The sequence below is a fragment of the Bacillus pinisoli genome (assembly GCF_023036475.1).
Lineage (GTDB): Bacteria > Bacillota > Bacilli > Bacillales > SA4 > Bacillus_BS > Bacillus_BS pinisoli.
Genome location: NZ_JAJQKI010000003.1, coordinates 70345 through 95725, shown reverse-complemented (window position 1 = coordinate 95725; position 25381 = coordinate 70345). Strand labels below are relative to the sequence as shown.

Annotated in this window: 27 protein-coding genes and 1 other annotated feature; of the genes, 25 read left to right on the top strand and 2 right to left on the bottom strand. The window is 37.4% G+C overall.

Annotated features, from left to right (window positions below; translation table 11 throughout):
* The first annotated feature begins 4 nt into the window (after positions 1 to 4).
* The 16 genes from LT143_RS05145 to mltG all read left to right on the top strand — a co-directional run bounded on the left by LT143_RS05145 (position 5) and on the right by mltG (position 15804).
* On the top strand, positions 5 to 1288 hold the full coding sequence (locus LT143_RS05145; RefSeq protein ID WP_246940705.1) for a replication-associated recombination protein A: 1284 nt from the start codon (positions 5 to 7) through the stop codon (positions 1286 to 1288).
* Positions 1289 to 1562: 274 nt separating this feature from the next.
* Entirely contained in the window at positions 1563 to 2219 is a 657-nt protein-coding gene (locus LT143_RS05140) for a YczE/YyaS/YitT family protein (protein ID WP_246941513.1), read from the top strand.
* Positions 2220 to 2261: 42 nt separating this feature from the next.
* Entirely contained in the window at positions 2262 to 2678 is a 417-nt protein-coding gene (gene cymR, locus LT143_RS05135; RefSeq protein ID WP_246940703.1) for a cysteine metabolism transcriptional regulator CymR, read from the top strand.
* A gap of 79 nt (positions 2679 to 2757) precedes the next feature.
* Positions 2758 to 3906, top strand: a complete 1149-nt coding sequence (locus LT143_RS05130) for a cysteine desulfurase family protein (protein WP_246940700.1) — start codon at positions 2758 to 2760, stop codon at positions 3904 to 3906.
* 5 nt (positions 3907 to 3911) lie between these two features.
* Positions 3912 to 5027 (top strand): tRNA 2-thiouridine(34) synthase MnmA, encoded by a 1116-nt coding sequence (mnmA, locus tag LT143_RS05125; protein ID WP_246940697.1) that lies wholly within the window; start codon positions 3912 to 3914, stop codon positions 5025 to 5027.
* Between the two features lie 71 nt (positions 5028 to 5098).
* Entirely contained in the window at positions 5099 to 5758 is a 660-nt protein-coding gene (locus LT143_RS05120; protein ID WP_246940694.1) for a tetratricopeptide repeat protein, read from the top strand.
* Between the two features lie 144 nt (positions 5759 to 5902).
* Positions 5903 to 8248 carry an SF1B family DNA helicase RecD2 gene (gene recD2, locus LT143_RS05115; protein WP_246940691.1) on the top strand — a complete coding sequence of 782 codons (2346 nt, stop codon included), beginning with the start codon at positions 5903 to 5905 and terminating at the stop codon, positions 8246 to 8248.
* Positions 8249 to 8287: 39 nt separating this feature from the next.
* On the top strand, positions 8288 to 8758 hold the full coding sequence (locus tag LT143_RS05110) for a PRC-barrel domain-containing protein (RefSeq protein WP_246940688.1): 471 nt from the start codon (positions 8288 to 8290) through the stop codon (positions 8756 to 8758).
* 22 nt (positions 8759 to 8780) lie between these two features.
* On the top strand, positions 8781 to 8972 hold the full coding sequence (locus LT143_RS05105; RefSeq protein ID WP_246941511.1) for a hypothetical protein: 192 nt from the start codon (positions 8781 to 8783) through the stop codon (positions 8970 to 8972).
* 21 nt (positions 8973 to 8993) lie between these two features.
* Positions 8994 to 9125: a YrzQ family protein gene (locus tag LT143_RS05100; RefSeq protein ID WP_246940685.1), complete on the top strand. Its 132-nt coding sequence runs from the start codon at positions 8994 to 8996 to the stop codon at positions 9123 to 9125.
* Positions 9126 to 9288: 163 nt separating this feature from the next.
* A complete protein-coding gene (locus LT143_RS05095; RefSeq protein ID WP_246940682.1) occupies positions 9289 to 10350 on the top strand; it encodes an AI-2E family transporter in 1062 nt (353 codons plus the stop codon).
* Between the two features lie 40 nt (positions 10351 to 10390).
* Positions 10391 to 10601: a binding site (T-box leader), on the top strand.
* A 94-nt stretch (positions 10602 to 10695) separates the two neighbouring features.
* Positions 10696 to 13335: an alanine--tRNA ligase gene (gene alaS / locus LT143_RS05090; protein WP_246940678.1), complete on the top strand. Its 2640-nt coding sequence runs from the start codon at positions 10696 to 10698 to the stop codon at positions 13333 to 13335.
* 159 nt (positions 13336 to 13494) lie between these two features.
* Entirely contained in the window at positions 13495 to 13758 is a 264-nt protein-coding gene (locus LT143_RS05085) for an IreB family regulatory phosphoprotein (RefSeq protein WP_246940674.1), read from the top strand.
* A gap of 29 nt (positions 13759 to 13787) precedes the next feature.
* Positions 13788 to 14204 (top strand): Holliday junction resolvase RuvX, encoded by a 417-nt coding sequence (gene ruvX / locus LT143_RS05080; RefSeq protein ID WP_246940672.1) that lies wholly within the window; start codon positions 13788 to 13790, stop codon positions 14202 to 14204.
* Positions 14205 to 14221: 17 nt separating this feature from the next.
* Positions 14222 to 14503 carry a DUF1292 domain-containing protein gene (locus LT143_RS05075; protein ID WP_246940669.1) on the top strand — a complete coding sequence of 94 codons (282 nt, stop codon included), beginning with the start codon at positions 14222 to 14224 and terminating at the stop codon, positions 14501 to 14503.
* A gap of 221 nt (positions 14504 to 14724) precedes the next feature.
* Positions 14725 to 15804, top strand: coding sequence for an endolytic transglycosylase MltG (gene mltG, locus LT143_RS05070; protein ID WP_418909806.1), 1080 nt, complete (start codon positions 14725 to 14727; stop codon positions 15802 to 15804).
* Between the two features lie 111 nt (positions 15805 to 15915).
* Here mltG and LT143_RS05065 read toward each other — a convergent pair whose 3' ends face one another.
* Entirely contained in the window at positions 15916 to 16326 is a 411-nt protein-coding gene (locus LT143_RS05065) for a DoxX family protein (protein WP_246940662.1), read from the bottom strand.
* A gap of 251 nt (positions 16327 to 16577) precedes the next feature.
* On the opposite strand from LT143_RS05065, the gene LT143_RS05060 reads away from it, so the two are divergent.
* The 7 genes from LT143_RS05060 to LT143_RS05030 all read left to right on the top strand — a co-directional run bounded on the left by LT143_RS05060 (position 16578) and on the right by LT143_RS05030 (position 23562).
* The gene (locus tag LT143_RS05060) at positions 16578 to 17207 is read left to right on the top strand and encodes an O-methyltransferase (RefSeq protein WP_246940659.1); all 630 of its coding nucleotides are present in this window, start codon (positions 16578 to 16580) and stop codon (positions 17205 to 17207) included.
* A 4-nt stretch (positions 17208 to 17211) separates the two neighbouring features.
* Positions 17212 to 18141: a peptidase U32 family protein gene (locus LT143_RS05055; RefSeq protein ID WP_246940656.1), complete on the top strand. Its 930-nt coding sequence runs from the start codon at positions 17212 to 17214 to the stop codon at positions 18139 to 18141.
* Between the two features lie 38 nt (positions 18142 to 18179).
* The gene (locus LT143_RS05050; RefSeq protein ID WP_246940652.1) at positions 18180 to 19445 is read left to right on the top strand and encodes a peptidase U32 family protein; all 1266 of its coding nucleotides are present in this window, start codon (positions 18180 to 18182) and stop codon (positions 19443 to 19445) included.
* 2 nt (positions 19446 to 19447) lie between these two features.
* Positions 19448 to 20083, top strand: coding sequence for a uridine kinase (udk, locus tag LT143_RS05045; RefSeq protein ID WP_246940649.1), 636 nt, complete (start codon positions 19448 to 19450; stop codon positions 20081 to 20083).
* 202 nt (positions 20084 to 20285) lie between these two features.
* Positions 20286 to 20762, top strand: coding sequence for a transcription elongation factor GreA (gene greA / locus LT143_RS05040; RefSeq protein ID WP_246940646.1), 477 nt, complete (start codon positions 20286 to 20288; stop codon positions 20760 to 20762).
* A 166-nt stretch (positions 20763 to 20928) separates the two neighbouring features.
* The gene (locus LT143_RS05035) at positions 20929 to 22692 is read left to right on the top strand and encodes a peptidoglycan D,D-transpeptidase FtsI family protein (RefSeq protein WP_246940643.1); all 1764 of its coding nucleotides are present in this window, start codon (positions 20929 to 20931) and stop codon (positions 22690 to 22692) included.
* Positions 22693 to 22800: 108 nt separating this feature from the next.
* Positions 22801 to 23562, top strand: a complete 762-nt coding sequence (locus tag LT143_RS05030; RefSeq protein ID WP_246940640.1) for a YrrS family protein — start codon at positions 22801 to 22803, stop codon at positions 23560 to 23562.
* 68 nt (positions 23563 to 23630) lie between these two features.
* Here the strand turns inward: LT143_RS05030 and LT143_RS05025 are convergent, their stop codons facing one another.
* Positions 23631 to 23849: a YrzA family protein gene (locus LT143_RS05025; protein WP_246940637.1), complete on the bottom strand. Its 219-nt coding sequence runs from the start codon at positions 23847 to 23849 to the stop codon at positions 23631 to 23633.
* A 168-nt stretch (positions 23850 to 24017) separates the two neighbouring features.
* On the opposite strand from LT143_RS05025, the gene LT143_RS05020 reads away from it, so the two are divergent.
* Positions 24018 to 24659, top strand: a complete 642-nt coding sequence (locus LT143_RS05020) for a class I SAM-dependent DNA methyltransferase (protein ID WP_246940634.1) — start codon at positions 24018 to 24020, stop codon at positions 24657 to 24659.
* A gap of 17 nt (positions 24660 to 24676) precedes the next feature.
* Positions 24677 to 25381, top strand: coding sequence for a 5'-methylthioadenosine/S-adenosylhomocysteine nucleosidase (gene mtnN / locus LT143_RS05015; RefSeq protein WP_246940631.1), 705 nt, complete (start codon positions 24677 to 24679; stop codon positions 25379 to 25381).

The following is a 25381-nucleotide window of genomic DNA, read 5'->3' as shown; positions in this document are numbered from 1 at the left end:
TGAAATGAGCTTTGAGCCACTAGCGTATAGAATGAGACCTACTACTATAGATGAGATCGTGGGGCAAAAAAAAATAATCGGTCCATCTACTAGTTTATATAAAATGATAAAAAATGGTCACGTACCTTCCATGTTGCTATATGGTGAGCCTGGGATAGGGAAGACGTCGATAGCGAATGCCATAGCAGGGACAACGAAACTTCCTTATATTGCATTAAATGCAACGACAGCTGGTAAAAAAGATATAGAAGCTGTTGTCGAGGAGACAAGATTAACAGGCCAAGTACTCTTGTTTTTAGATGAGATTCATCGTTTTAATAAAGCGCAGCAGGATTATCTGCTTCCACATGTTGAACGTGGAGATATCATATTAATTGGTGCTACAACTGAAAACCCCTTTCACGATGTAAATCCCGCCATTCGTAGTCGGTGTGGACAAATAAAACAATTACAACGTCTGACGCCTATGGATTTGCTAGAATTATTACAGAGAGCCTTGAAGGATGAAAAAAAGGGGCTTGGTAAACTGCCTATAGAAATATCAGAACACCAGTTACACAAGATTGCCTCTGGCGCAAATGGTGATGCAAGAAAATCCTTAACTCTGCTAGAATCCATTGTTTATTCTTCTAAGTCGGGAAATGGTAATTATAGTGTAAAAGACGAAGTGATAGATGATTTAATTGAAAATGTAGGAGTATATGGAGATAAGAAAGGGTCTCATTTTTATAATCTCTTATCTAGTTTACAGAAAAGTATTCGAGGAAGTGATGTTGATGCAGCCCTGTATTACCTTGGCCATCTGTTAGAGACAGGAGATCTTGTTGCGTTGAATCGTAGATTGCTAGTCATTGCCTATGAGGATATTGGATTGGCAAATCCTACTGTAGGAAATAATGTATTGGCTGCTGTCCTTTCAAGTGAAAGACTGGGTCTACCTGAAGCTAGAATTCCCTTATCTGTAGCAGTCGTAGAAATGTGTTTATCTTCTAAGTCAAATTCAGCTTATTCGGCATTGGATAAAGCGATTGCCGACATTAGAAGTGGAAGAGTAGGAGAAATTCCTAAACATTTACGTGATGCTCACTATGCCGGTGCAGAAGCACTTGGACATGTAGGATATAAATATCCCCATGATTATCCCATTGGTACCTTTGGAGGTTGGGTAAAGCAGGATTATCTACCGAAAGAATTACTTGGTACCCAATACTATGTACCAAAAGAGGCTGGGGAAGAAAAGAGACTAGCGGGGATTCATAAGAAATTGAAGGAATTTAAAGATAAATAAACGGAAGGGAAGTTTACGAATAAAACTGTAAATTAATTCTTAAAGGACTCAACCTTTTCCCATACATGTTTTTAATTCAGATTCATGTATTCCATAATGAAGTGTGCTATAATGCTTATATTTGATTAAGGCTCTTTTTGTTATTTTTCACATTGTACAATGTGCCCAAAGATACGAAAAAGAGACTTTAAAAAAGCATCAAAGATACAGAGTGAAAACAACAATGTGAGATGAGAGAAGGTAGACTAGTTTGAAGCAGGGGAAGTTCAACCGCATGATTCGTGGCTCCTTGAAATGGATGGTTTTTTTATTTGGACTGTTAGTGATGTCATTTGGAATCGTGTTAATGATTAAAGCAGACATTGGCAGCGCGCCATGGGACGTTTTTCATATTGGTCTATATAAGCAATTTGGATTGAGTATCGGAACATGGTCCATTATCGCCGGATTTTTTATTCTGTTACTTGCCAGTCTCTTATCAAAAGCATGGCCGCAGCTTGGCGCATTTTTAAACATGTTATTAGTTGGTATTTTTATTGATCTTATAATGATGATTCCATTTCTGAAAACACCAGATAGCTTGCTTGAGCAAATTATGATGCTAGTAATAGGGATTATAGTTATTGGTTATGGTATTGGCTTATATATATCAGCAAAATGTGGAGCAGGTCCTCGTGATTCTTTAATGCTTGTGCTGACACAAAAAACAGGCTGGAAGGTTCAATATATTCGTGGGTCGATTGAAGTCGTTGTTTTATCATTAGGATTTCTTTTAGATGGACCTGTGTTTGTTGGGACGATTATTTTTTGTTTTTCAATAGGGCCAATTGTAGGCTATACGCTCCCACAATGTGAAAAGCTTGTGAATAAAGTATTGGCACCACTCTATTTGGATGCTGCTGTTGCGCATGAAGTTGGAGTCGGAAATTAATTACTGAGAATGGTCCCTACTGGGTATAAAGGAGTGTAAAGAATGAAAATATCTACTAAAGGGAGATATGGCTTAACCATTATGATTGAGCTTGCCAAACAATTTGGTGAAGGTCCTATTTCTTTAAAATCAATTGCACAAGCACATGACTTATCAGAGCATTATCTTGAGCAACTAATTGCACCACTACGAAATGCAGGGTTAGTGAAAAGTATTAGAGGTGCTTACGGAGGATATATGCTTGCAAATGAACCAGCATCTATAACTGCAGGGGATATTATTCGAGTGCTAGAAGGACCTATTAGCCCCGTTGAAGTATTAGATGAAGAAGAACCAGCAAAGCGAGAATTATGGATCAGAATAAGAGATGCTGTAAAAGAGGTATTAGATAACACTACCCTAGAAGATTTAGCTAGCTATTCTGATGGAGATCAAGATGCTTACATGTTTTATATATAGGTAACAATATTAAAGTCTGTTTTTGTATACATTTTTAGAACAGAACCTACCGTTAGAAAGTGAGAAAGGAGTAAAAGGTATGAAAGAACCGATTTATGTAGACCATGCTGCAACATCACCAATCCACCCAGTTGTAGCAAATGAAATGCATACCTTTATGACCACTACATTTGGAAATCCTTCAAGTATACACTCCTTTGGACGTAAAAGCCGACATGCGTTAGATGAGGCAAGAGAAGTTATTGCAAAGTCAATTGGTGCAAAAGAAAGTGAAATTGTATTTACTTCCGGTGGTACGGAAGCGGATAATTTAGCTATTGTCGGGATTGCACGTGCAAACAAGGACAAAGGTTCACATATTATTACCACTTCTATTGAACATCATGCAGTCCTACATACGTGTCAATTTTTAGAGCAACAAGGCTTTATGTTGACTTATCTACCAGTAGGAGAAGACGGCGTGGTGAGCGTAGAAGAGGTAAAAAAAGCATTAAGGGACGATACCATACTTGTTACGATGATGCTAGGTAATAATGAAGTTGGCTCTATTCAGCCAATAGAAGAGATTGCAGCATTATTAGAAGACCATCAAGCGTATCTCCACACAGATGCTGTTCAAGCGTTTGGTGCCATTCCAGTATCAGTTGCTAATCTAAAAGTCGATGCTTTATCTGTTTCAGGACATAAAATAAATGGTCCTAAAGGGACAGGCTTTCTTTATCTAAAAGAAGGAACAAAAATTACTTCTGTTACACATGGTGGAGAACAAGAGAGAAAACGCCGTGCAGGTACTGAAAATGTGCCAGGGATTTTTGGTCTGAAGCATGCAGTTACCTTATCCCTTCAAGAAATGGAAGAGAAAAGGGATAAATATGTAGAGTTTAAAAAGATTCTTACGACTACCTTTAAGGAGCAAGAGATTTCTTTTGCCATTAATGGTCACCTTGATAAGACGCTACCACATATTATTAATATTCATTTTCCAGGCATAAATGTTGAGTCTTTTCTCGTGAATTTAGATTTGGCTGGGATTGCCGCTTCTAGTGGTTCTGCATGTACCGCAGGCTCAATTGACCCTTCACATGTTCTAGTAGCCATGTACGGTGAAGATTCAGAACGTGGAAAAACGTCTATTAGATTTAGTTTTGGGTTAGGCAATACAAAAGAGCAAATTCAAACTGTTGCAGATGAAACTGTAAAAATAGTAAAACGAATGACAAGGAGGTGACGACCATGACAACAAAAGCTCCAAGTGAAACTCGAGTTGTAATTGGTATGTCAGGCGGAGTGGACTCAAGTGTGGCTGCACTTCTTTTGAAAGAGCAAGGCTATGATGTGATTGGAATCTTCATGAAAAACTGGGATGATACAGACGAGTTCGGGGTGTGTACCGCAACAGAAGATTATAATGATGTGATAAAAGTGTGTAACCAGATTGGTATACCTTATTATGCCGTGAACTTTGAAAAGCAGTATTGGGAAAAAGTCTTTACTTACTTCTTAGATGAGTATAAAGGTGGAAGAACTCCAAATCCTGACGTGATGTGTAACAAAGAAATAAAGTTTAAAGCATTTTTGGAGCATGCTCTTGAACTAGGGGCCGACTATTTAGCAACCGGACACTATGCTCAAGTTGACTACCGCGATGGAGAATATAAAATGCTTCGTGCAATAGATCAAAATAAAGATCAAACGTATTTTTTAAATCAGCTAGGACAAGCACAGTTATCAAAAGTGATGTTTCCGCTAGGGAATCTTACAAAACCAGAAGTCCGTGAACTGGCAGTTAAGGCTGGACTTGCTACTGCTTCTAAGAAAGATAGTACTGGCATCTGCTTTATAGGTGAACGGAACTTTAAAGAATTCTTAAGTCAATACTTGCCTGCCCAGCCTGGAAGTATGCAAACTCTATCTGGAGTTGAAAAAGGAAAGCATGATGGTCTCATGTATTATACAATTGGCCAACGTCAAGGTTTAGGAATTGGGGGCAGCGGTGATCCGTGGTTCGTGGTTGGAAAAGATTTAGAGAAGAACATCTTATTTGTGGAACAAGGCTTCCATAATGAGCTCCTTTACTCAGATGAAATTACGGCTACCAATATAAGCTGGGTAACAGATCAACCTGTTCAAGACCCGTTAAAATGTACGGCCAAATTTCGATATCGTCAAGAAGATCATGGTGTAACCGTACACCGTTTGGATGATAACAATGTTAGAATTGTATTTGACCAACCAGTTCGTGCAGTCACACCTGGACAAGCAGTAGTCTTTTACCAGGGAGATGAGTGTTTAGGTGGGGGAACAATTAATGATATTTTCCGTGAATCCAAGGAACTTTGGTATGTGTAAAAGCCTCAGCCATTTTGGTTGAGGTCTTCTTTACTTCATAAGAAAAAATCCACTAGGAAAGGAAGAGTACTGTGACAGATAAAAATAAATTGGGTATTCAATATATGCAAGAAGGAAAGTTAGAAGAAGCAGCGAAAGTCTTTACAGAGGTTCTTGAAGAGAATCCAAACGATGCAATTGGGAATGTGAATTTTGGGAACTTATTGGCAGCTGTAGGTGAGATTGATAAGGCATTAGCATTTTATAAGCGCGCAATTGAGATTGACTCGGAACTGGCAACTGCCTATTATAGTGTCGGCACCATTTACTTTGAGCAGGAAGAGTATACAAATGCTGTGCATTATTTCTCAATGGCCATTGAAAAAGGTTTAGATAACGCAGATGTATTTTTTATGTTAGGTATTACCTATATGCAACAGGAGTTATTCAAACATGCCTTGCCATACCTTCAACGTGCAGTTGAATTAAACGGTAACGATGAAGAAGCAAAATTTCAATATGGACTATGCTTAGCACAGTTAGAAATAATTGATGAAGCCATAAAGCAGTTCGAGGAGTTAATTGAGATGAACGTTGAAAATGCAGATGTCTATTTTAATCTAGGCGTTGCGTATGCACATAAAGAAGATCAAGTTAAATCATTAGAGATGTTTAATAAAGCTCTTGAGATCCAACCAGATCATCTGTTGGCAGGAAACGGAAAGAGGTTATTAGAACAAGGATTACAATAAAACTAATCAACTTATGTAAAGGCTCTTTTCTAAAACTTTGTTGCTTTTTAACCAATTTCATCTAAAGTTGAACTTACTTTTAACGTTAAATGTAGTATTTATCGTTTAGAAAAGGGCCTATGTAAAGAGAGGAGGGGAGCCCTGATGACAGAAGAGAAATACATAAAAGGTCATCCGCTTGTCACCATATTCCACAATGATTCTAATCTTTATACGGTACTTAGAATACGCATTGAAGAAACAACTGAAAACTATGAGGACAAGGAGGCCATTGTCACAGGCTATTTTCCTCTTTTACAGGACCATGAAACGTATACCTTTTTTGGGGTATTTAAAGACCATCCTAAGTTTGGGATTCAGTATCATGTGAATCATTTCCAAAAAGAGATACCTAAAACAGAGCAAGGAATTATCTTGTATTTATCAAGTGATCTCTTTAAGGGAATCGGAAAAAAGACCGCTGAAAAAATTGTAGAGGCTCTTGGGGAAGATGCAATCAATAAGATACTAAACAATCCAGATATATTACAAAAGGTTCCTCAATTAGCAGCAGACAAGGCTAAGGAACTGGCAAAAACCTTGTTGGAACATCAAGGTTTAGAGAAGGTCATGGTTACGTTATCTCAATACGGGTTTGGTCCACAACTTTCCATGAAGATTTACCAAACTTACCGTGATCAAACGTTAGAAATCATTTCAAAAAACCCTTATCAATTAATCTCAGACGTAGAAGGCATCGGGTTTGCAAAAGCTGATGAACTTGGTAAGGGAATTGGAATGACAGGAAAGCATCCAGAACGTATTAAGGCAGCTTGTCTGTATGTCATTGATCAATTTAGCATGCAAGAAGGCCACGTCTATCTATATGGTGAGCAGTTAATTGAACGTGTAAAGCATTTACTTAACGCTAATCCATATGAACAAATGCCAACAGAAGATATCTCGTTACAACTTGAATTTCTAGTGGAGGAAGGAAGACTTATTTTCGAGGACAGTAGATATTATTTACCTTCTCTGTACTTTGCTGAAAAAGGATTTGTAACAAGTATTAAACGTTTACTGAGTCAGGAGGAGTATGTAGACTCATTTCCAGAATCAGAGTTTTTACTTGCTCTTGGTGGGTTAGAAGAGAGGTTAAAAGTACATTATGCTCCTTCACAAAAGGATGCTATCCAAAAAGCTCTTTCTTCTCCTATGCTGCTTTTAACGGGTGGACCTGGTACGGGTAAAACTACAGTGATTAAAGGTATTGTTGAATTGTATGCAGAGCTTCATGGATGCTCATTAGATCCAAAGGATTATAAAAAGGAAGAGCCTTTTCCGTTTGTGCTCGTCGCTCCGACTGGAAGAGCAGCAAAGCGAATGAATGAATCTACAGGACTCCCTGCTGTAACCATTCATCGACTACTCGGCTGGAATGGTGTTGATGGATTTGATCATGATGAGGATAATCCGATTGATGGAAAAATACTAATTGTGGATGAAGTTTCAATGGTTGATATTTGGCTAGCCAACCAACTGTTTAAATCGCTGCCACAGCATATTCAAGTCATCTTAGTAGGTGACGAAGATCAGCTTCCATCAGTAGGCCCAGGGCAGGTATTAAAGGATTTGTTACATACAGAACAAATACCTACCGTCCGTTTAGTTGATATTTTCCGTCAGTCAGAGGATTCAACCATTGTAGAACTAGCACACGATATTAAAAAAGGCACATTACCGCATGATATAATGGCAGCCAAATCTGACCGATCCTTCCTTAAATGTAATCAGTATCAGGTCATTGATGTTGTCAAAAAAGTATGTGCAAATGCCGTGAAAAAAGGCTTTGCTCCAAGAGATATACAAGTATTAGCACCGATGTATCGTGGACCTGCGGGAATTGACAAATTAAACGAAGAGCTTCAAGGATTATTTAACCCTAAGACTGACCAAAAGCGAGAAATATCATTCGGTGATAAGGTCTACCGAACGGGTGATAAAGTGTTACAACTGGTGAATCAGCCTGAACAAAATGTATTTAATGGAGACATGGGTGAAATTGTTTCAATCTTTTATGCAAAAGAAAATATAGAAAAAGAGGACCTTGTGGTTATTGCGTTTGAAGGAACGGAAGTAACCTATAAAAAACAGGATCTTAGTCAGATTACACATGCTTATTGTTGCTCTGTACATAAATCTCAAGGTAGTGAATTTCCGATTGTTATTTTCCCAGTCGTGAAAAGTTATTATCGAATGTTAAGAAGAAATCTGATTTACACGGCGATTACACGTAGTAAGGAGTTTCTAATCTTATGTGGCGAAGAAGATACGTTATTACAGGGTATACAGAGAACAGAAGATAAAACACGTCAAACATCGTTAACAGATCGTGTAAAGGGTATGATTGGAAAAGGTGCTTTAGAGGTTGAAACAGCAGAGTTTGAGCTATCTGTAGAGGCAGAACGAGCGGCTATGGTAAACGTTTCTCCGTATGACTTTATGGATTAATACAAAGGATAAAAATGTTCGGAAAGGCGGGGAGTACTTTTGCGAACGTTTAGTCTTTTAAAAGGTCAACCTGTATTTGATTCAGTCACTGGAAAAACGATAGGTGTTGTTTCAGATTTACAAGTCTCAGATGAAGGTTCCATTGAGGCTGTCATTGTTGATGTTAAGGGCTTCTTTGAACGTGATCGATTTATTCATTTTAATGATATCCTCTCCTTTGGTAAAGATGGTGTTATGATTAACAAGGAAACTCTTCATACAGGGTTTACAAAAACTAATCATTATTTATGTCACCATCATGGATTACTGGGACAACTCCTTTATACAACAGAAGGAGAGAAACTGGGCATTGTAGACGATGTATATTTTGATGAAAATTTGGGCACTATTGTAGGGTATGAAGTATCGGAAGGTTTCTTCGCTGACTTGTCAGAGGGAAAACGAGTAATTAACAGTAAACATCCGTTACAGTTCGGTGAGGATATCGTCATGATTGAAATTGACACGTGATAAATAAGGAGGCCCCAGAAAAATCGTGCAGTGCCCAAATTGTAAGAGTAAAGATATAGGTAAAATAGGTGTAAACCAATACTATTGTTGGAACTGCTTCATTGAGCTTTCCATATCTAAAGGGATTATGAACGTTCATCAGGTAGAAGAAGATGGAACGTTGAGCTCACTTGATGATTTATTTGGTGAAGAAGAACGAATTATAAATATGTAATGAAAGAGGAGTGGATACAGCATGAATCGAACATTAACATCTTTAATTGCAGCTGGAATTGGTGCCTATGCATTTCACAAGGCTCAAGAAAACGATATGATGTCTAGCAGACCCGTAAGAAAACTCCGTCGACGTATTTCAAAAATGTGGTAAACCAAACCTGTAGGATCCCTTTTGGGGGATCCTTTTTTTAGTTGTTTGAGTATGGAAAATGTGGTTTTGCAAGACATCCGTTCTCTCCTTCCGCTAACAACTCCAAATCTACATGTATAATTGCGCGACCTCCGTTTCACATTAATACTGGGAGGGAGTGTCAGTGAAGAAGATCAATACAGAATGGCTAGTTCGTATACTAACCTTATTGTTATTTTTATTATGTATTTATGTATTCATTATGCTCGAACCAATATGGATACCCATTTATCGTGTCATTATCGCGATATTCATTCCCTTCTTAGTTGCTTCTTTCATTACGTATCTCCTCCATCCGTTTATTGAAAAAATTCATAATTATAATATCCCTCGTCCGATCGCAATTTTAATTATTTACGGTTTGTTCTTTGGGGGTATTGCTCTTGGAATTTACAAAGGAATTCCACAAGTGGTTATTCAGATTAGAGAATTTGCTAATAATGTACCTGAGCTGTTTGAAAAATATCGACAGTGGTCGAATGTAATTCACCAACAAACGGAACAGTTGCCAGACGGTGTTCATGCACGGATTGAAGAATTTCTTAATGGCGGGGAAGAAGCAATTGAAGTAATTCTAGAGAATGTAATTACTACGCTTAGAAGTATCATAAATTATGTATTAATTATTTTGATTATCCCGTTTATCGTCTTTTACATGTTAAAGGACTATGACCAGATCAAAAAAGCTGCTTGGTACTTAACGCCGAGACGTTATCGGAAAAGTGGGATACGTTTCTTAAAAGATATTGACCAATCTTTAGGGAACTATATTAGAGGGCAATTGCTAGTCTGTGTAATGGTAGGACTTATTTCTACCTTTGGGTTTTGGTTAATAGGAATGAAGTACCCCTTACTGCTTGGTATTATTGTAGGAATTACGAATATCATCCCTTATTTTGGGCCTATTATAGGAGCAGTTCCAGCTGTTTTCATTGCTGTGACGATATCAGGGAAAGTCGTGGTATTTGTAATCATTCTCATTTTTGTCATTCAGTTTATTGAAGGTAACCTATTGTCCCCACTCATTGTCGGTAAAAGCTTGCATATGCATCCAGTATTTATCATGTTTGCTTTGTTGGCCGGTGGAGAAATTGGAGGAATAATTGGGTTAATACTTGCTGTCCCCATGCTTGCCATTTTAAAGGTTATTTTACTACACGCAAAAGCCCATTTTACAAAACATTGACAAAGGGTAGAAGCTTTGTCTATAATAATCGGCATAATACATTAATACTATGAAGGAACGAGTAAGCTACAGCCCATCTATTAGAGAGGATTTCCCTAGGCTGAGAGGAAATCTAGATGAAGAGTAACCGAAGGCTATTCCAGAGTGCAGATTTAAAACCTGCCGTCATTTCTACGTTACAGAAAAACTGAGTGATGGCAACATGTGTTGTCATAATCAGGGTGGTACCGCGAGTAACTCTCGTCCCTGTTTTTTAACGGGGATGGGAGTTTTTTTGTTGTTCAAGAACTTAGCAACAATTTAAGGAAAAAAAGCTTGTTATCAAAAAACTAGGAGGACGAAACAGTGAAACATTTATCATCTGCTCAAGTTAGACAACTATTTCTAGATTTCTTTAAAGAAAAAGGTCATTCCGTTGAGCCAAGTCGCTCACTTGTACCACATGAAGATCCTTCATTACTATGGATTAATAGCGGGGTCGCAACTTTAAAGAAATACTTTGACGGGCGTGTCATTCCTGAAAACCCACGCATCTGTAATGCACAAAAATCAATTAGAACAAATGATATTGAAAATGTAGGGAAGACAGCGAGACATCATACTTTCTTTGAGATGCTTGGTAACTTCTCGATTGGTGATTACTTTAAGAAAGAATCCATTCATTGGGCTTGGGAGTTCTTAACGAGTAAAGATTGGATAGGGTTTGACCCAGAAAAACTTTCTGTCACTATTCATCCTGAAGATGAAGAAGCATATCAAATTTGGACAGAAGAAGTAGGGATTCCAAAAGAACGTGTTATTCGTTTAGAGGGGAACTTCTGGGACATTGGAGAAGGCCCAAGTGGACCCAACACAGAGCTTTTTTATGACCGAGGAGAAGAGTATGGAAACGATCCAAGTGATCCGGAACTTTATCCTGGTGGAGAAAATGAGCGTTACTTAGAGGTGTGGAACTTAGTATTCTCAGAATTTAACCATAATCCAGATGGTACATATACGCCACTTCCTAAGAAAAATATTGATACAGGTATGGGCTTAGAGCGTATGTGCTCGGTTATTCAAGAAGTTCCTACTAACTTTGATACAGATTTATTTATTCCGATTATTGAAGCAACGGAGTCAATCTCTGGACAAAAATACAGAGAATCAAAAGAAAAAGATGTAGCATTTAAAGTCATAGCGGATCATGTTCGTACTGTAACGTTTGCAGTTGGAGATGGGGCATTGCCTTCGAATGAGGGAAGAGGTTATGTTTTACGTAGACTATTAAGACGTGCAGTTAGGTATGCTAAGCAACTTGGCATTCAACGTCCGTTTATGTATGAACTAGTTCCTGTTGTTGCTGAAGTAATGGTTGATTTCTACCCAGAGGTAAAAGAGAAGACAGAGTTTATTCAAAAGGTAATTAAAAATGAGGAAGAACGATTCCTAGAGACATTGAATGAAGGATTAGCCATTCTTTCTGCAGTGGTTCGTTCTCAAAAAGAGAAAAACGAAACCGTCATACCTGGTGCTGACGTTTTCCGATTATATGACACGTACGGATTCCCAGTAGAGTTAACGGAAGAATATGCGGAAGAAGAAGGTATGAAGCTGGATGTTGAAGGCTTTGAAAGAGAAATGAATAACCAAAGAGAACGAGCTAGAGCAGCAAGACAAGAGACAGGCTCTATGCAGGTTCAGGGCGGGGTACTAGGAGATATTAAAGTAGAAAGTAGCTTCGTTGGATATGATAAGCCTGAAGAAGAGACTACGGTTGTTGAGATTGTGGCTGGTAATGAATTTGTAGATGAGCTGCATGCAGGGCAAGAAGGGCAGATTGTTTTAACTGCTACACCATTTTATGCTGAAAGTGGTGGACAAATAGCGGATAAGGGTCTACTTGTGAATAATCAAGGAGTAAAGGTCCTTGTAAAAGATGTTCAGAAAGCTCCGAATGGTCAACATCTTCATAAAGTGGTTGTGCAAGAGGGAACCATTAAAAAGGGAACAGCTGTCCAAGCTACCATTGATCAGGAGCTTAGAAGTGGTATTATTAAGAACCATACGGCAACCCACCTTCTTCACCAAGCTCTAAAGGATGTACTAGGAGAACATGTTAATCAGGCAGGGTCTCTAGTCACAACGGACCGCCTACGTTTTGACTTCTCTCATTTTGGACAAATTAAGCCAGAAGAATTGGAGCAAATTGAAGAAATCGTCAATCAAAAGATTTGGCAAAGTCTTGAAGTTGATATTTCGAACCGCTCATTACAAGAAGCGAAGGAAATGGGAGCAATGGCCCTATTTGGTGAAAAGTATGGAGAGGTTGTCCGTGTTGTAAAAGTAGGTGACTATAGCCTTGAACTTTGTGGTGGTTGCCACGTACCAAATACTGCAGCAATCGGACTATTTAAAATTGTTTCAGAATCAGGAATAGGAGCTGGAACAAGAAGAATAGAAGCTGTAACAGGTAAGGCTGCTTATGGTGTGATGAATGAGCAAATACAAGTATTAAACGAGGCAGCTGGAAAACTTAAAACAAACCCTAAAGACCTTGTAAGTCGTATTGATACATTACAGCTTGAAATGAAACAATTACAACGCGAGAATGAATCACTAGCAGCAAAATTAGGTAATATTGAGGCTGGCAATCTAATAAATCAAGTGAAAGAAATTAATGGTGTGAAGGTTTTAGCTAGCAAGGTTAATGCGACAGATATGAATAGTTTACGTTCAATGGTTGATGACCTGAAAGGTAAACTAGGTTCCGGGGTTATTATCCTTGGAGCAGTAGCAGGAACTGATAAAGTAAATCTACTGGCAGGAGTAACGGAAGACTTACTACCAAAAGGGTATCATGCTGGTAAATTGATTAAAGAAGTAGCAAGTCGTTGTGGCGGCGGCGGTGGAGGCCGACCTGATATGGCACAAGCTGGCGGTAAAGAACCTAACAAATTGACAGAAGCCCTTCAGTTTGTTGATGAATGGGTAAAGTCTATTTAAACCAAACTAGGTCTAGTAAGGTAAGCTTTTCTTACTAGACCTATACATAAAAAGAGAAAAAAAGTGTTATTTTTATGGTTTGCTTTATTTATGAATAGTTGATAGTGTACAATATAGGTAAATGTTGACAAGCTTTTTGCTTGAGAGTGAGGTGTAGACATGAGCTCTTTTGATAAAACAATGAAATTTAATTTTCAAGATGAGCAGCTAGATACTAATGTAGATGATGTTCTGTTTACTGTATATGACGCCCTTCAAGAGAAAGGCTATAATCCCATTAATCAAATTGTAGGCTATCTATTATCTGGCGATCCTGCTTATATCCCGAGACATAAAGATGCTAGAAACATTATTAGAAAGCTTGAACGGGATGAGATTATCGAAGAACTAGTGAAATCGTATCTAGTCAACCGCAAAAAATAGGTAAGAATTTATCACCAATGGGGTAACAAATGAGAATATTAGGTTTAGATGTTGGTACAAAGACAGTAGGCGTGGCAGTAAGTGACGAAATGGGCTGGACAGCTCAAGGACTTGAGACCATCCAAATTAATGAAGAAAAACAGGAGTTTGGTTTTAAACGTTTAGAGGAAATAATAAAAGAGTACAACGTTGATTCCATTGTCGTTGGCTTTCCCAAAAATATGAATGGTACGATTGGTCCTCGCGGAGAAGCTTGTCAAAAGTATGCGGACTTATTAGTTGACACCTTTCAGTTACCAGTTCAATTATGGGACGAGCGATTATCAACAATGGCTGCAGAGCGAATTCTTATATCGGCTGATGTAAGCCGGAAAAAAAGGAAGAAAGTAATTGATAAGCTGGCAGCTTCTGTTATTCTTCAAAATTATTTAGATAGTAAAAACTAATGAGGTGAACATTAATTATGACACACGGTGAAAAACAAATTACAGTAATTGATGAAGATGGAAATGAACAATTATGTGAAGTTCTATTCACATTTGAATCAGAAGAGTTTAAAAAATCATATGTACTATACTATCCATTAGGTTCAGATGATGATGAAGAGGATATCGAAATCCATGCTTCTAGCTTCACAGCAAATGACACGGAAGAGGGAGAATTATCTCCTATTGAAACAGAAGAAGAATGGGATCTTATTGAAGAAATGTTAAATACGTTTCTTGATGAAGAAGAAGAAGAGTAATATAAGATTAAGAAAGATGAGCTGTTAAAGCTCGTCTTTTTTTTGGGCTCTATTTCTAAACTCTGTCAAAATAAAAGGAATTGCTATAAATTTTGTATTTAATTGACGAATTAGATGGAAAATGTAGTATAATAGTTCCGTTGAGGGGGAGTGTAACTATGTCTTCAATTGGATCTGAATCCAATCAGGATCAATATAAAAATGAATATAAAGAAAAGCTAATGGAAAAGCACAGCGAAGCTAAACTTGTAAGAAGAATCGTTTTAATAGCTTCTCTAGTAATTTTTATTTCACTTACTGCTGGAGTTATTTTCGGTTATAAATATATTGAATCAGCTTTGCAGCCAGTAAATCCTTCTAATAGTGAGCCTGTAGAAGTTACCATACCGATTGGGTCTTCTACTACATCAATTGCAAATATTTTAGAGGAAAATGAAATAATCAAGAATGCTAAAGTCTTTAAATATTTTGTTAAATTTAAAAATGAATCCGGGTTTATGGCAGGAGATTATGTACTTAATCAAACGATGACATTTGAAGAGATTATCGCTAGTTTAAAGACAGGTAAAATCCTCCAGGATGCTGTATTTACGTTAACCATTCCTGAGGGAAAGACAATTGAGCAAATCGTAAAGATTGTGTCTGAGAAAACTGGATATCCAGAAGAAGAATTAATGGCAAAAATGAACGACGCTGAATATATCACAAGTTTAATTGAACAATATCCTTCGGTTTTATCAGAAGAAATATTACAAGAAGATATTCGATATCCATTAGAAGGATACTTATTCCCGGCCACTTATCCATTCTACACAGAGAAGCCATCTATTGAAGAAATAGTCCAAGTGATGCTTGATAAGACGGAGGATGTTCTTTTCACGTATCAGGATGAGATGACGGAAAAGGAAATGACAGCACATGAACTGTTAACGTTTGCTTCTTTAATAGAGGAGGAAGCTACTGCAAAGACAGACAGAGAAGACATTTCTAGTGTATTCTATAATCGTATGGAAGCAAATATGCCTTTGCAAACAGACCCTACTGTTCTTTATGCATTAGGTGCACATAAAGATCGTGTTTTATATGAAGATTTAGAGATTGACTCTCCTTATAATACCTATGTTATTAAAGGGTTACCGATTGGACCAATTGCCAATGCTGGACAAATGTCCATTGAAGCTGCATTAAATCCATCTGCTACAGATTATTTTTATTTCCTTGCTACAAAAGAGGGAGAGGTTATCTTTACCAGAACGTTGGAAGAACATAACCGCGAAAAAGCAAAACACATAAGTAATTAAACTCTAATATAGAGAAAGAAAAAAACGCTTGGATTCTGAACTGAACCCCGATTGTTAGACATAAACACTAACAAGTGGAGGTGCAGTTCATTCCCAAGCGTTTTTATTTACTTACCAAAAGTGAATATTATAAAGTTCGTCTATCGATAAAGAGCCAACACCTGACAATGTTAATCCAAGTGCCACTGCAATGATAACCAAGTTATATTCAATGCCACCTTTATCAGCAAACCAACCATTTTTGCCATGTACTTTGATGATGGCTACAATCATCGGAACAATCATTAAAAGTGCAGCTAATGGTGTAAGAAAGCCCAATAAGAATAGTAAACCTCCCACTATTTCTCCGATTCCAGCTATGAAAGCCATCATTTTTCCTGGCTTTATACCTACGTGTTCAAAGAATGCACCAGTACCATTTAGTCCATTACCACCAAACCAGCCAAATGTTTTTTGTGCTCCATGTGCTGCAAAGTATAATCCAACAATAACTCGAATGATTAATACACCGATATCTTCCATTTTTATATTCCTCCCATTCATTTAGTTGTTACAACAACTATTTAAAATATAAACATCATTTTAGGAGAAACTAGTTGTATATGCAACTAGTTTGTTTCGCTTATTTATATACTATTCCATCTTTTTTTATTACTTGGCTCTGATAAACATCATTATTGGTTCAAACACAAAAATTACATATAAAAAAATTAGCATTACCTAAATGATTATGATAAAATATATCGAGTTGTATAGAGATGGAGGCATCGTCAATGATACCATCGGAGATAGAATCCTATTTACATTCATTGATACCGGAGCGAGAATCCGTTCTGTTAGAGATGGAGCAGTATGCTAAAGAACATCAGGTACCAATTATGGAGTTGGTCGGAATTGAAGCCTTGTTACAATTTATTAGGTTAATCGAGCCCAAATCCATTCTAGAAATTGGTACGGCTATCGGTTATTCGTCAATCCGAATGGCTAAAGCTGTTCAAGATGTGAAAGTAGTAACCATAGAACGTGATGACGAGCGCTATCAGAAGGCGCTTTATTATATTAAACAAGCGAATATGGAAGAACAGATACAAGTCATCTTGGGAGACGCACTAGAGGTAAATCTAGAGCAATCCTTTGATGTTATTTTTATTGATGCGGCAAAAGGTCAGTATACGAGGTTTTTTGAGAAGTATGAAAAGCTTTTGGCAAAAAACGGAGTGATCATTTCTGATAATGTCCTATTTAAAGGGCTTGTCGCAGAGAATAATACAGAGAACAAAAGAATTAAATCTCTCGTTAAAAAGATACAAGGTTATAATGAATGGCTTATGAACCATCCTGATTATCATACAACGATATTACCAATTGGAGATGGAATTGCAATTAGTAAGAAAAAGAGGTGAGTCCATGAAAAAGCCTGAACTTTTAGTTACTCCTACAAGATTAGAGGATATTGATCCATTAATTAAGGCAGGGGCAGACGCTTTTATCATAGGTGAAGAGAAATTTGGATTAAGACTTGCAGGAGAATTTTCCCGTTCAGATGTGAAAACGGCAATCTCACTTGCACATGAGCATGGTAAAAAAGTGTATGTAGCCATAAATGCTATTTTTCATAATGACAAAGTTGATGATGTATCAGATTATCTATCATTTCTTAAAGATTTGAATGTGGATGCAATAGTTTTTGGCGATCCTGCAGTTTTAATGCTGGCTAAAGAGGTTGCCCCCTCAATTCCCCTTCACTGGAATACAGAGACAACCGCTACAAACTGGTTTACCTGTAATTACTGGGGAAGAAAAGGTGCTAAACGCGCTGTATTAGCTAGAGAAATTAATATGGACGCAATTGTTGAAATGAAAGAACATGCAGAGGTTGAAATTGAGGTGCAAGTTCATGGTATGACTTGTATGTTTCAATCAAAACGCACGCTTCTAGGTAATTATTATCAATATCAAGGAAAGACAATGGAAATAGAAAAGGTTAAGGAAGATAAAACTTTGTTCCTTCATGACAAGGAAAGGGAAAATAAATACCCAATCTTTGAAGATGAAAACGGCACTCATATTATGAGTCCAAATGATATCTGTATTATAGATGAGCTCGAAGAAATGATAGATGCCAAAATAGATTCTCTTAAAATAGACGGTATATTAAAAAGTCCAGAATACATCATTGAGGTAACTAAACTATATCGTCAAGCTATTGATTTATGTGTTGAGCAACGCGAACAATATGAAGATCAAAAAGACAACTTACTGGCTCAAGTCGAAGAAATACAGCCTACAAACCGTCCATTAGATACAGGGTTTTTCTTTAAGGAAACGGTGTACTAAAAGAGGCTAACAAATTTACTGTAAAAGGAGGAGAGAGTATGGCAGTTGCACAAATATCTGAAATGAAGAATGGCAAACGAGTCATTACAAAAAAACCAGAGCTCTTAGCACCAGCTGGTAACCTAGAAAAGCTTAAAATCGCCGTTCGATACGGTGCAGATGCTGTTTTCATTGGTGGACAAGAATACGGGCTCCGTTCAAATGCAGATAATTTTTCATTTGAAGAAATGGCTGAAGGTGTTCGTTTTGCCAAGGAATACGGAGCAAAAATTTATGTTACAACTAATATTTTCGCCCATAATGAAAACATAGACGGATTAGATGACTATTTAAAAGGAATTGATGAGGCAGGCGTTCATGGAATCATTGTTGCAGATCCTCTTATTATTGAGACCTGTAAGAGAGTCGCACCAAGATTGGAAATCCATTTAAGTACTCAGCAATCGCTCTCTAACTGGAAAGCTGTTCAGTTCTGGAAGGAAGAAGGATTGGAGCGTGTGGTATTAGCACGTGAGACAAGCTATGAAGAGATTCTAGAGATGAAATCAAAGGTTGACATTGAGATAGAGACCTTTATTCATGGAGCGATGTGTATTGCTTATTCCGGACGTTGTACGTTAAGTAACCACATGACTGCTCGTGATTCAAATCGTGGTGGATGCTGTCAATCCTGTCGTTGGGATTATGATCTATATAGTCTTGGAAGTGCTAATGAAGAACAGGCACTTTTTAGTGAAGAAGATTCACCATTTGCCATGAGTCCAAAAGACTTGAATTTAGTGTTATCTATTCCCAAAATGATTGAAATTGGTATTGATAGCTTGAAAATTGAAGGTAGGATGAAGTCTATTCACTATGTTGCAACAGTAGTAAGTGTGTATCGTAAGGTCATTGATGCCTATTGTGCTGACCCAGACAATTTTGTGATTAACCCAGAGTGGATTAAGGAACTAGATAAATGTGCAAACCGTGAGACGGCTTCTGCATTTTTTGAAGGAGTTCCTGGGTATAATGAACAAATGTATGGAAACCATAGCAAGAAAACAACTTATGATTTTGCTGGTCTTGTTATTGATTTCGATATCAATACCAATATCGTCACATTACAACAAAGAAATTACTTTAAGCCAGGTGATGAGGTAGAATTCTTTGGTCCAGAAATTGATAACTTTACGCAAAAAATTAATGTTATTTGGGATGAAGAAGGTAATGAGCTTGATGCTGCACGACATCCGTTACAAATTGTAAAGTTTAAGGTTGACCGACCAGTTTTCCCTTACAACATGATGCGAAAGGAGAATTAATAATGGGAAGTAAACCCATTGTAATTGGAATCGCTGGAGGATCCGGTTCAGGGAAAACAAGTGTAACTAAAGCGATTTATGAGCATTTTAAAGGACATTCTATTTTATTATTAGAACAGGACTATTATTATAAGGATCAAAGTCATTTGCCAATGGAAGAAAGATTGCTAACCAATTATGATCATCCATTAGCGTTTGACAATGATTTATTAATATCTCATATGCAGGAGTTATTAGCCTATCGTCCAATTAATAAACCTGTATATGATTATAAGGTTCATACTAGATCGAAGGAAGTCATACACGTAGACCCCAAGGATGTTATTATCCTTGAAGGAATTCTGGTTCTTGAGGATGAGCGTCTCCGCGACCTAATGGATATTAAACTTTTTGTAGATACTGATGCAGATATTAGGATTATTAGAAGAATGCTGCGTGATATTAATGAACGTGGCCGTACACTTGATTCGGTAATTGAGCAATATATATCAGTTGTAAGGCCGATGCATAATCAATTCATCGAGCCTACAAAGAGATATGCTAATATCATCATTCCTGAAGGCGGCCAAAATCATGTCGCGATTGATTTAATGGTAACGAAAATTCAAACAATTCTTGAAGAAAAAGTCATTTTGTAATAGCATATATAAAGACAGGTTTAGCATGTAAGAAAATTAAGTCCATAAAATTAGCTGGTTAGGGTATAATTACTCTAACCATGCTTTCATGATGGACAGAGTTAGGGTCTATATGGAGCCACTCTAGAGTCGACTAAAAAATGACTCATTACATACGAGCTACCTCATGATTAAACATAGAACATTTGAAGGAGTGAAGGTCATGTCAGCAGAAAAAACATACCCAATGACGAAAGCGGGAAAAGAAAAGATAGAGCAAGAGCTTGAACATTTGAAAACGGTTAAACGTAAAGAAGTAGTGGAACGTATTAAAATTGCACGTGGGTTTGGTGACTTATCCGAAAACTCAGAGTACGATGCAGCAAAAGATGAGCAGGCATTCGTTGAAGGTCGTATCAGTCTATTAGAAAATATGATTCGTAAAGCAGTTATTATTGAAGATGTCGCTGAAGATACGAATACGGTCTCTCTTGGTAAAACGGTAACATTCTTAGAGCTTCCAGATGGAGAAGAAGAAACGTATACGATTGTAGGTAGTGCTGAGGCTGATCCATTTGAAGGTAAAATTTCAAATGATTCTCCAATTGCAAAAAGCCTAATTGGAAAACAAGTGGGCGACCAAGTAAGTGTTCAAACTCCTGGTGGAGATATGCAGGTTAAAATAGTTTCAATAAAATAAATTTTAAATAAGCTCCAACATCACGGTTTGCCTGAAGGAAAATTGATTTTGTTTTTCTTTCGAGGGGCTGGGTGCTGGATTATTACAGAACAATACTAAAAAACTTATATTTACTATACTTATAAAATAACGATACCTCGTCGACAATGTTGACGAGGTGTTTTTTATGATTATAAAAAAGAGAGCAATTAGTTTTGCCATCATTACAATTATACTTTTGCTTGGCTTAATTTACAGATTAGCCGATATTCAACTTCTTCATTCAGAGTCTTTCTCAGCCCATAAAGTCAACTTAATCGAGGAAAGTGTACGACAACGAACGCAGGTAATGGTTCTCGACCAAGGTAGAGGAAGGTTTGTGGACCGAAGTGGTAAAGCATTGACGCATGATTACCATCCGAGTCTCATTCTGTTCCCTTTCTTAAAGAATATGGATTGGCCAATGGAAGAGGTAGCCTCTATTCTTCAAATACCTAAGATGAGTTTACATCGTGTAGTAAAAGAGATGGAGGATCCAATCGTCTATGGGGAGCCAAATCCTTTTCCATTGACCGAGCAACAAATGAAGAGGATTAATGATTTAGAGATCCCGGGCGTGTTTGCAGTTTATCGACAATCAAAGGTAGAAGAATTGGTTGCAGAGCACTTAATTGGTATTGTGCGCGAGGATAAGGATCAGGTCATTAATAGATATTCAGATAAAGTAGAAGAAGGAAATCTTTCCGTTCATACGCCAATTGGTATATTAGGGCTAGAAAAGGTTTTTGATGAATTCCTTCTTCCAGAAGGGGAGTCTAAACTCTTATATCATGTTGATAATCAAGGGGGACCGCTTTTTGGTATAGACGTGAAATATACGGAGCCAGCAAATCCGTATTATCCGATCTCCATTCAAACGACAATTGATAAAGAACTACAAGTGACGGCAGAGAAAATTGTGACAGATGCAGGCTTAAAAAAAGGAGGCATTGCTCTATTAGATGTAGAGAGTAATGAAATATTGGCGATGGTTAGTAAGCCGAGTCTAAACCATAGTAATCCTTATTCAGATGACGGAGGAGCGCACAATTACTTACTAGAGCCTCAAATACCTGGATCTGTGTTCAAAACTGTTACAGCAGCTGCTGCTATTGAGAATAATATGATTCATCATAACAGTGAATTTAATTGTGATTTAGATCTATATGGCGAGCCTGATGAGAATCATCAAATGGGAGTCCTAAATTTTGAAGATAGTTTTGCTCAAAGCTGTAATTTTACATTTGCTAGTCTAGCGAATGACTTATTACAAAAGCAGCCAGAAGCAATTGAAGTGTTTGCTGATAAGTTAGGTCTCATTCAAGAGATTGGCTGGACGGGTGATGTCTTCCATTTTCAAAATTTTAGTCAGCTTCCTGTGAACCAAGAGGGTAAGATTTGGGGAGATCAATATGAAAAATCATCTGAAGATGCCATTAGCCAAACGGCAATTGGTCAAAAGGAAGTGAAAGTTACGCCATTGGCTGTAGCTAATATGATGGCAACAATCGCAAGAGGCGGAGAAAAGAAAAAAGTAAAAACGGTTTCCAAAATTCTATATAAAAATGGATCAACCTTATATGACTTCCATGACCAAAAGTTAGAAGGAGATAAGCTTGCTCCTTACACAGTCATGAAATTACAAGAAATGTTACGTAAAGTAGTCACAGATCCAAAAGGTACGGGACGTAGATTTCAATCTCTACAAACGGAAGTGGCCGGGAAGTCTGGTACGGCTGAGACGGGTAGAGAAACAGAAAGAGGGGGACTCGTCAATAAATGGTTTGCGGGGTATTTCCCTGCTCAAGATCCGAAATATGCTCTGGTGGTCGTAGAGCTTGATGTAATTGGAAGTGATTCGGTTACAAATCAGGTATTTTATAATATAGCAGACTCAGTTTCAAAGAAATAGGGAAAAGGTCCTTACGCAGGCTAAATGAATGCAAAAAATAGTCCTTCATGAAAAATCTGAAAAATGATAAAATAGTAGTTAATGTTTTGATTAATAGGAGGACTATATATGCGAGTAAAGCTTGAAGACCTATATGAAGGGCCGCGCTACGAAAAAAGAGCAAAGAATCGTCGATACAATAAAGTATTAAATGTTAGTATTGTGCTAGTTGTTTTACTGATTCTCTTCTTCTCATATAAATTAATCTTTGGTGGAAGTAAAGAAGCAGCTTCAACTGCTCCTGAAGAATCAACAGTTAATAATGAGGAAGCAGTGGCTACCGAAGAGGGAGAAGCGGAAGAAACAACTAATACATCAGAAACAACAGAATCTTCAGAAGTAGAAGAATCAACAGAAAGCTCCTCAGAGGAAGAGTCAACAGGGGTAGCAGAAGAAGAAGAAGAGACAGAGGAGACTACTGATTCTAGTAATGAGGTTATTGAGACGGATAGTGAGGATCCCCTTGTTAAGCAAACAGTTGTTAATAAAGCGTGGAAACCAGTAAGCACAGAGCAAGCTGAACCACATGTAGCATCCTATGAAAAAAATTCAGTAGACTGGCAGGAAATGATGCGTGCGCTAGAGCAAGCAACTGATCTGACAGAAAATGATTGGATTCTTTGGAAAGTTGGCAATGCTGGTAGTGAACATAAGGCACAAGCTGTCATTTCTACAAAAGATAAAAAATATGTATATAGAGTTTATATAGATTGGATTTCAAATGAAGGATGGAAACCTTCTAAAATGGAAGTCCTTCATGAAGTTCCTGCAGAATATAATGGTAGTAAAACAGAGGAAAGTTCATCTGAAGAGGAAGATAACAATAACTAATGAGTAGGCAATCAAGTGATTTCACTTGGTTGCCTTTTTTCATAAGCGAGATTCGTTAAGACTGTTACTTACATTTTATTGCCTTTACTTTTAAAATGAACAACGGCAGTATAAAATGGTTGTCCTGTTTTAGGGTCTAGTACAACCTGATGCGAGACATGATATACATTTAATAAAATAGCCCGATTCTGATCGATTTTCTCCTGAATTTTCTTTTCTAATGCTGGTAAGCTAGTCGCCTCAAAAAACTCGACTTTATCATCTATTTGTTCTAAAGAAAAGTTCATAGGTAGTTCTCTCCCTTTATATAAAAATATTCTAAAGAAATTCTAAAGGATGCGATAAATAAAAACAAATAGATTGATGAAAAAAATGAATTATGATAAATTGATAGCAATTATTATTTTTATTCATAGTATACAGATAGGAATTATTATAATTGGAGAGTGAACAAGATGGGGAGAGAGTTTCTTGAACTATTTGAAGATTGGGCAAATCACTATGATGAATCAGTAAATGGGCATGACCAAGAGTATCAAGAAGTTTTTAGGAATTACGAACATATCCTTGATACAGTGGTAGAGCGTTCGGTTGGAACGGTGTTAGAGTTTGGTGTTGGTACAGGTAATCTTACCAATAAATTTATTCAAAAAGGATTTAAAATATATGGAATTGAACCGTCTGAACCTATGAGAAGTTTAGCCCTAGAAAAGCTTCCTGAAACAGTCGTTGTTACGGATGGGGACTTTCTCGAATTTCAATGGCCCGAACAGACAGTAAATACAATTGTTAGCACATATGCATTTCATCATTTAACAGATGAAGAAAAAGGAGCAGCAATAGCTAAGTATGGAAACTACCTCCAAAAAGGTGATAAAATAGTATTTGCAGACACAGCCTTTGAATCAAGAAAGGCTTACGAGGAAATAGTAGAAAAGTCAAAAGAACGTGGATTTCATAACTTAGCTGAAGACCTATTAAGGGAATATTATACAACACTACAAGTATTGGAAGAGCTATTCATAGAAAATGGTTTTACAGTCAGCTTCATGCGTTGTAATGAGTTTGTTTGGGTTATGGAGGCCGTGAAACAGTAGAAAGCGAGGATGTAGGAATGAAGGTAGCAATTATCGGGGCAATGGAAGAAGAGGTACAAATTCTAAGAGGAAAACTTGAAAATAGAACAGAGCAAATCATCGCCAATAGTGAGTTTTCAACTGGTCAGCTAAATGGCTTGGAGGTAATCCTGTTAAAGTCTGGTATCGGAAAAGTGAATGCAGCCATGAGTACGACCATTTTATTACAAGAATTTAAGCCTGACTACGTAATCAACACAGGTTCTGCAGGTGGTTTTCTTCATTCTTTAAATGTAGGTGATGTGGTCATCTCAAGTGAAGTAAGACACCATGATGTTGATGTAACAGCATTCGGATATGAATATGGTCAAGTTCCAGGCTTACCAGCAGCATTTAAAGCAGATCAAAAGCTCGTGGATGCAGCAGTGCAAGCGGTGCATGAGCTCTCAGGTGTACAGGTGGTAGAAGGAACAATCGCGACAGGAGATTCATTTATGAACGACCCAGCTAAAGTTGATTATGTTCGTTCAAAGCTACCAGAATTATATGCAGTGGAAATGGAAGCGGCGGCTGTTGCTCAAGTATGTCATCAATTTAACGTACCTTTTGTCGTCATACGTGCTTTATCAGACATTGCCGGAAAAGAGTCGAATATATCCTTTGACCAATTCCTACAAAAGGCAGCTTTACACTCATCAGAGTTAGTTGTATCTATGATTCAACAATTAAAAGGAAAACAATAA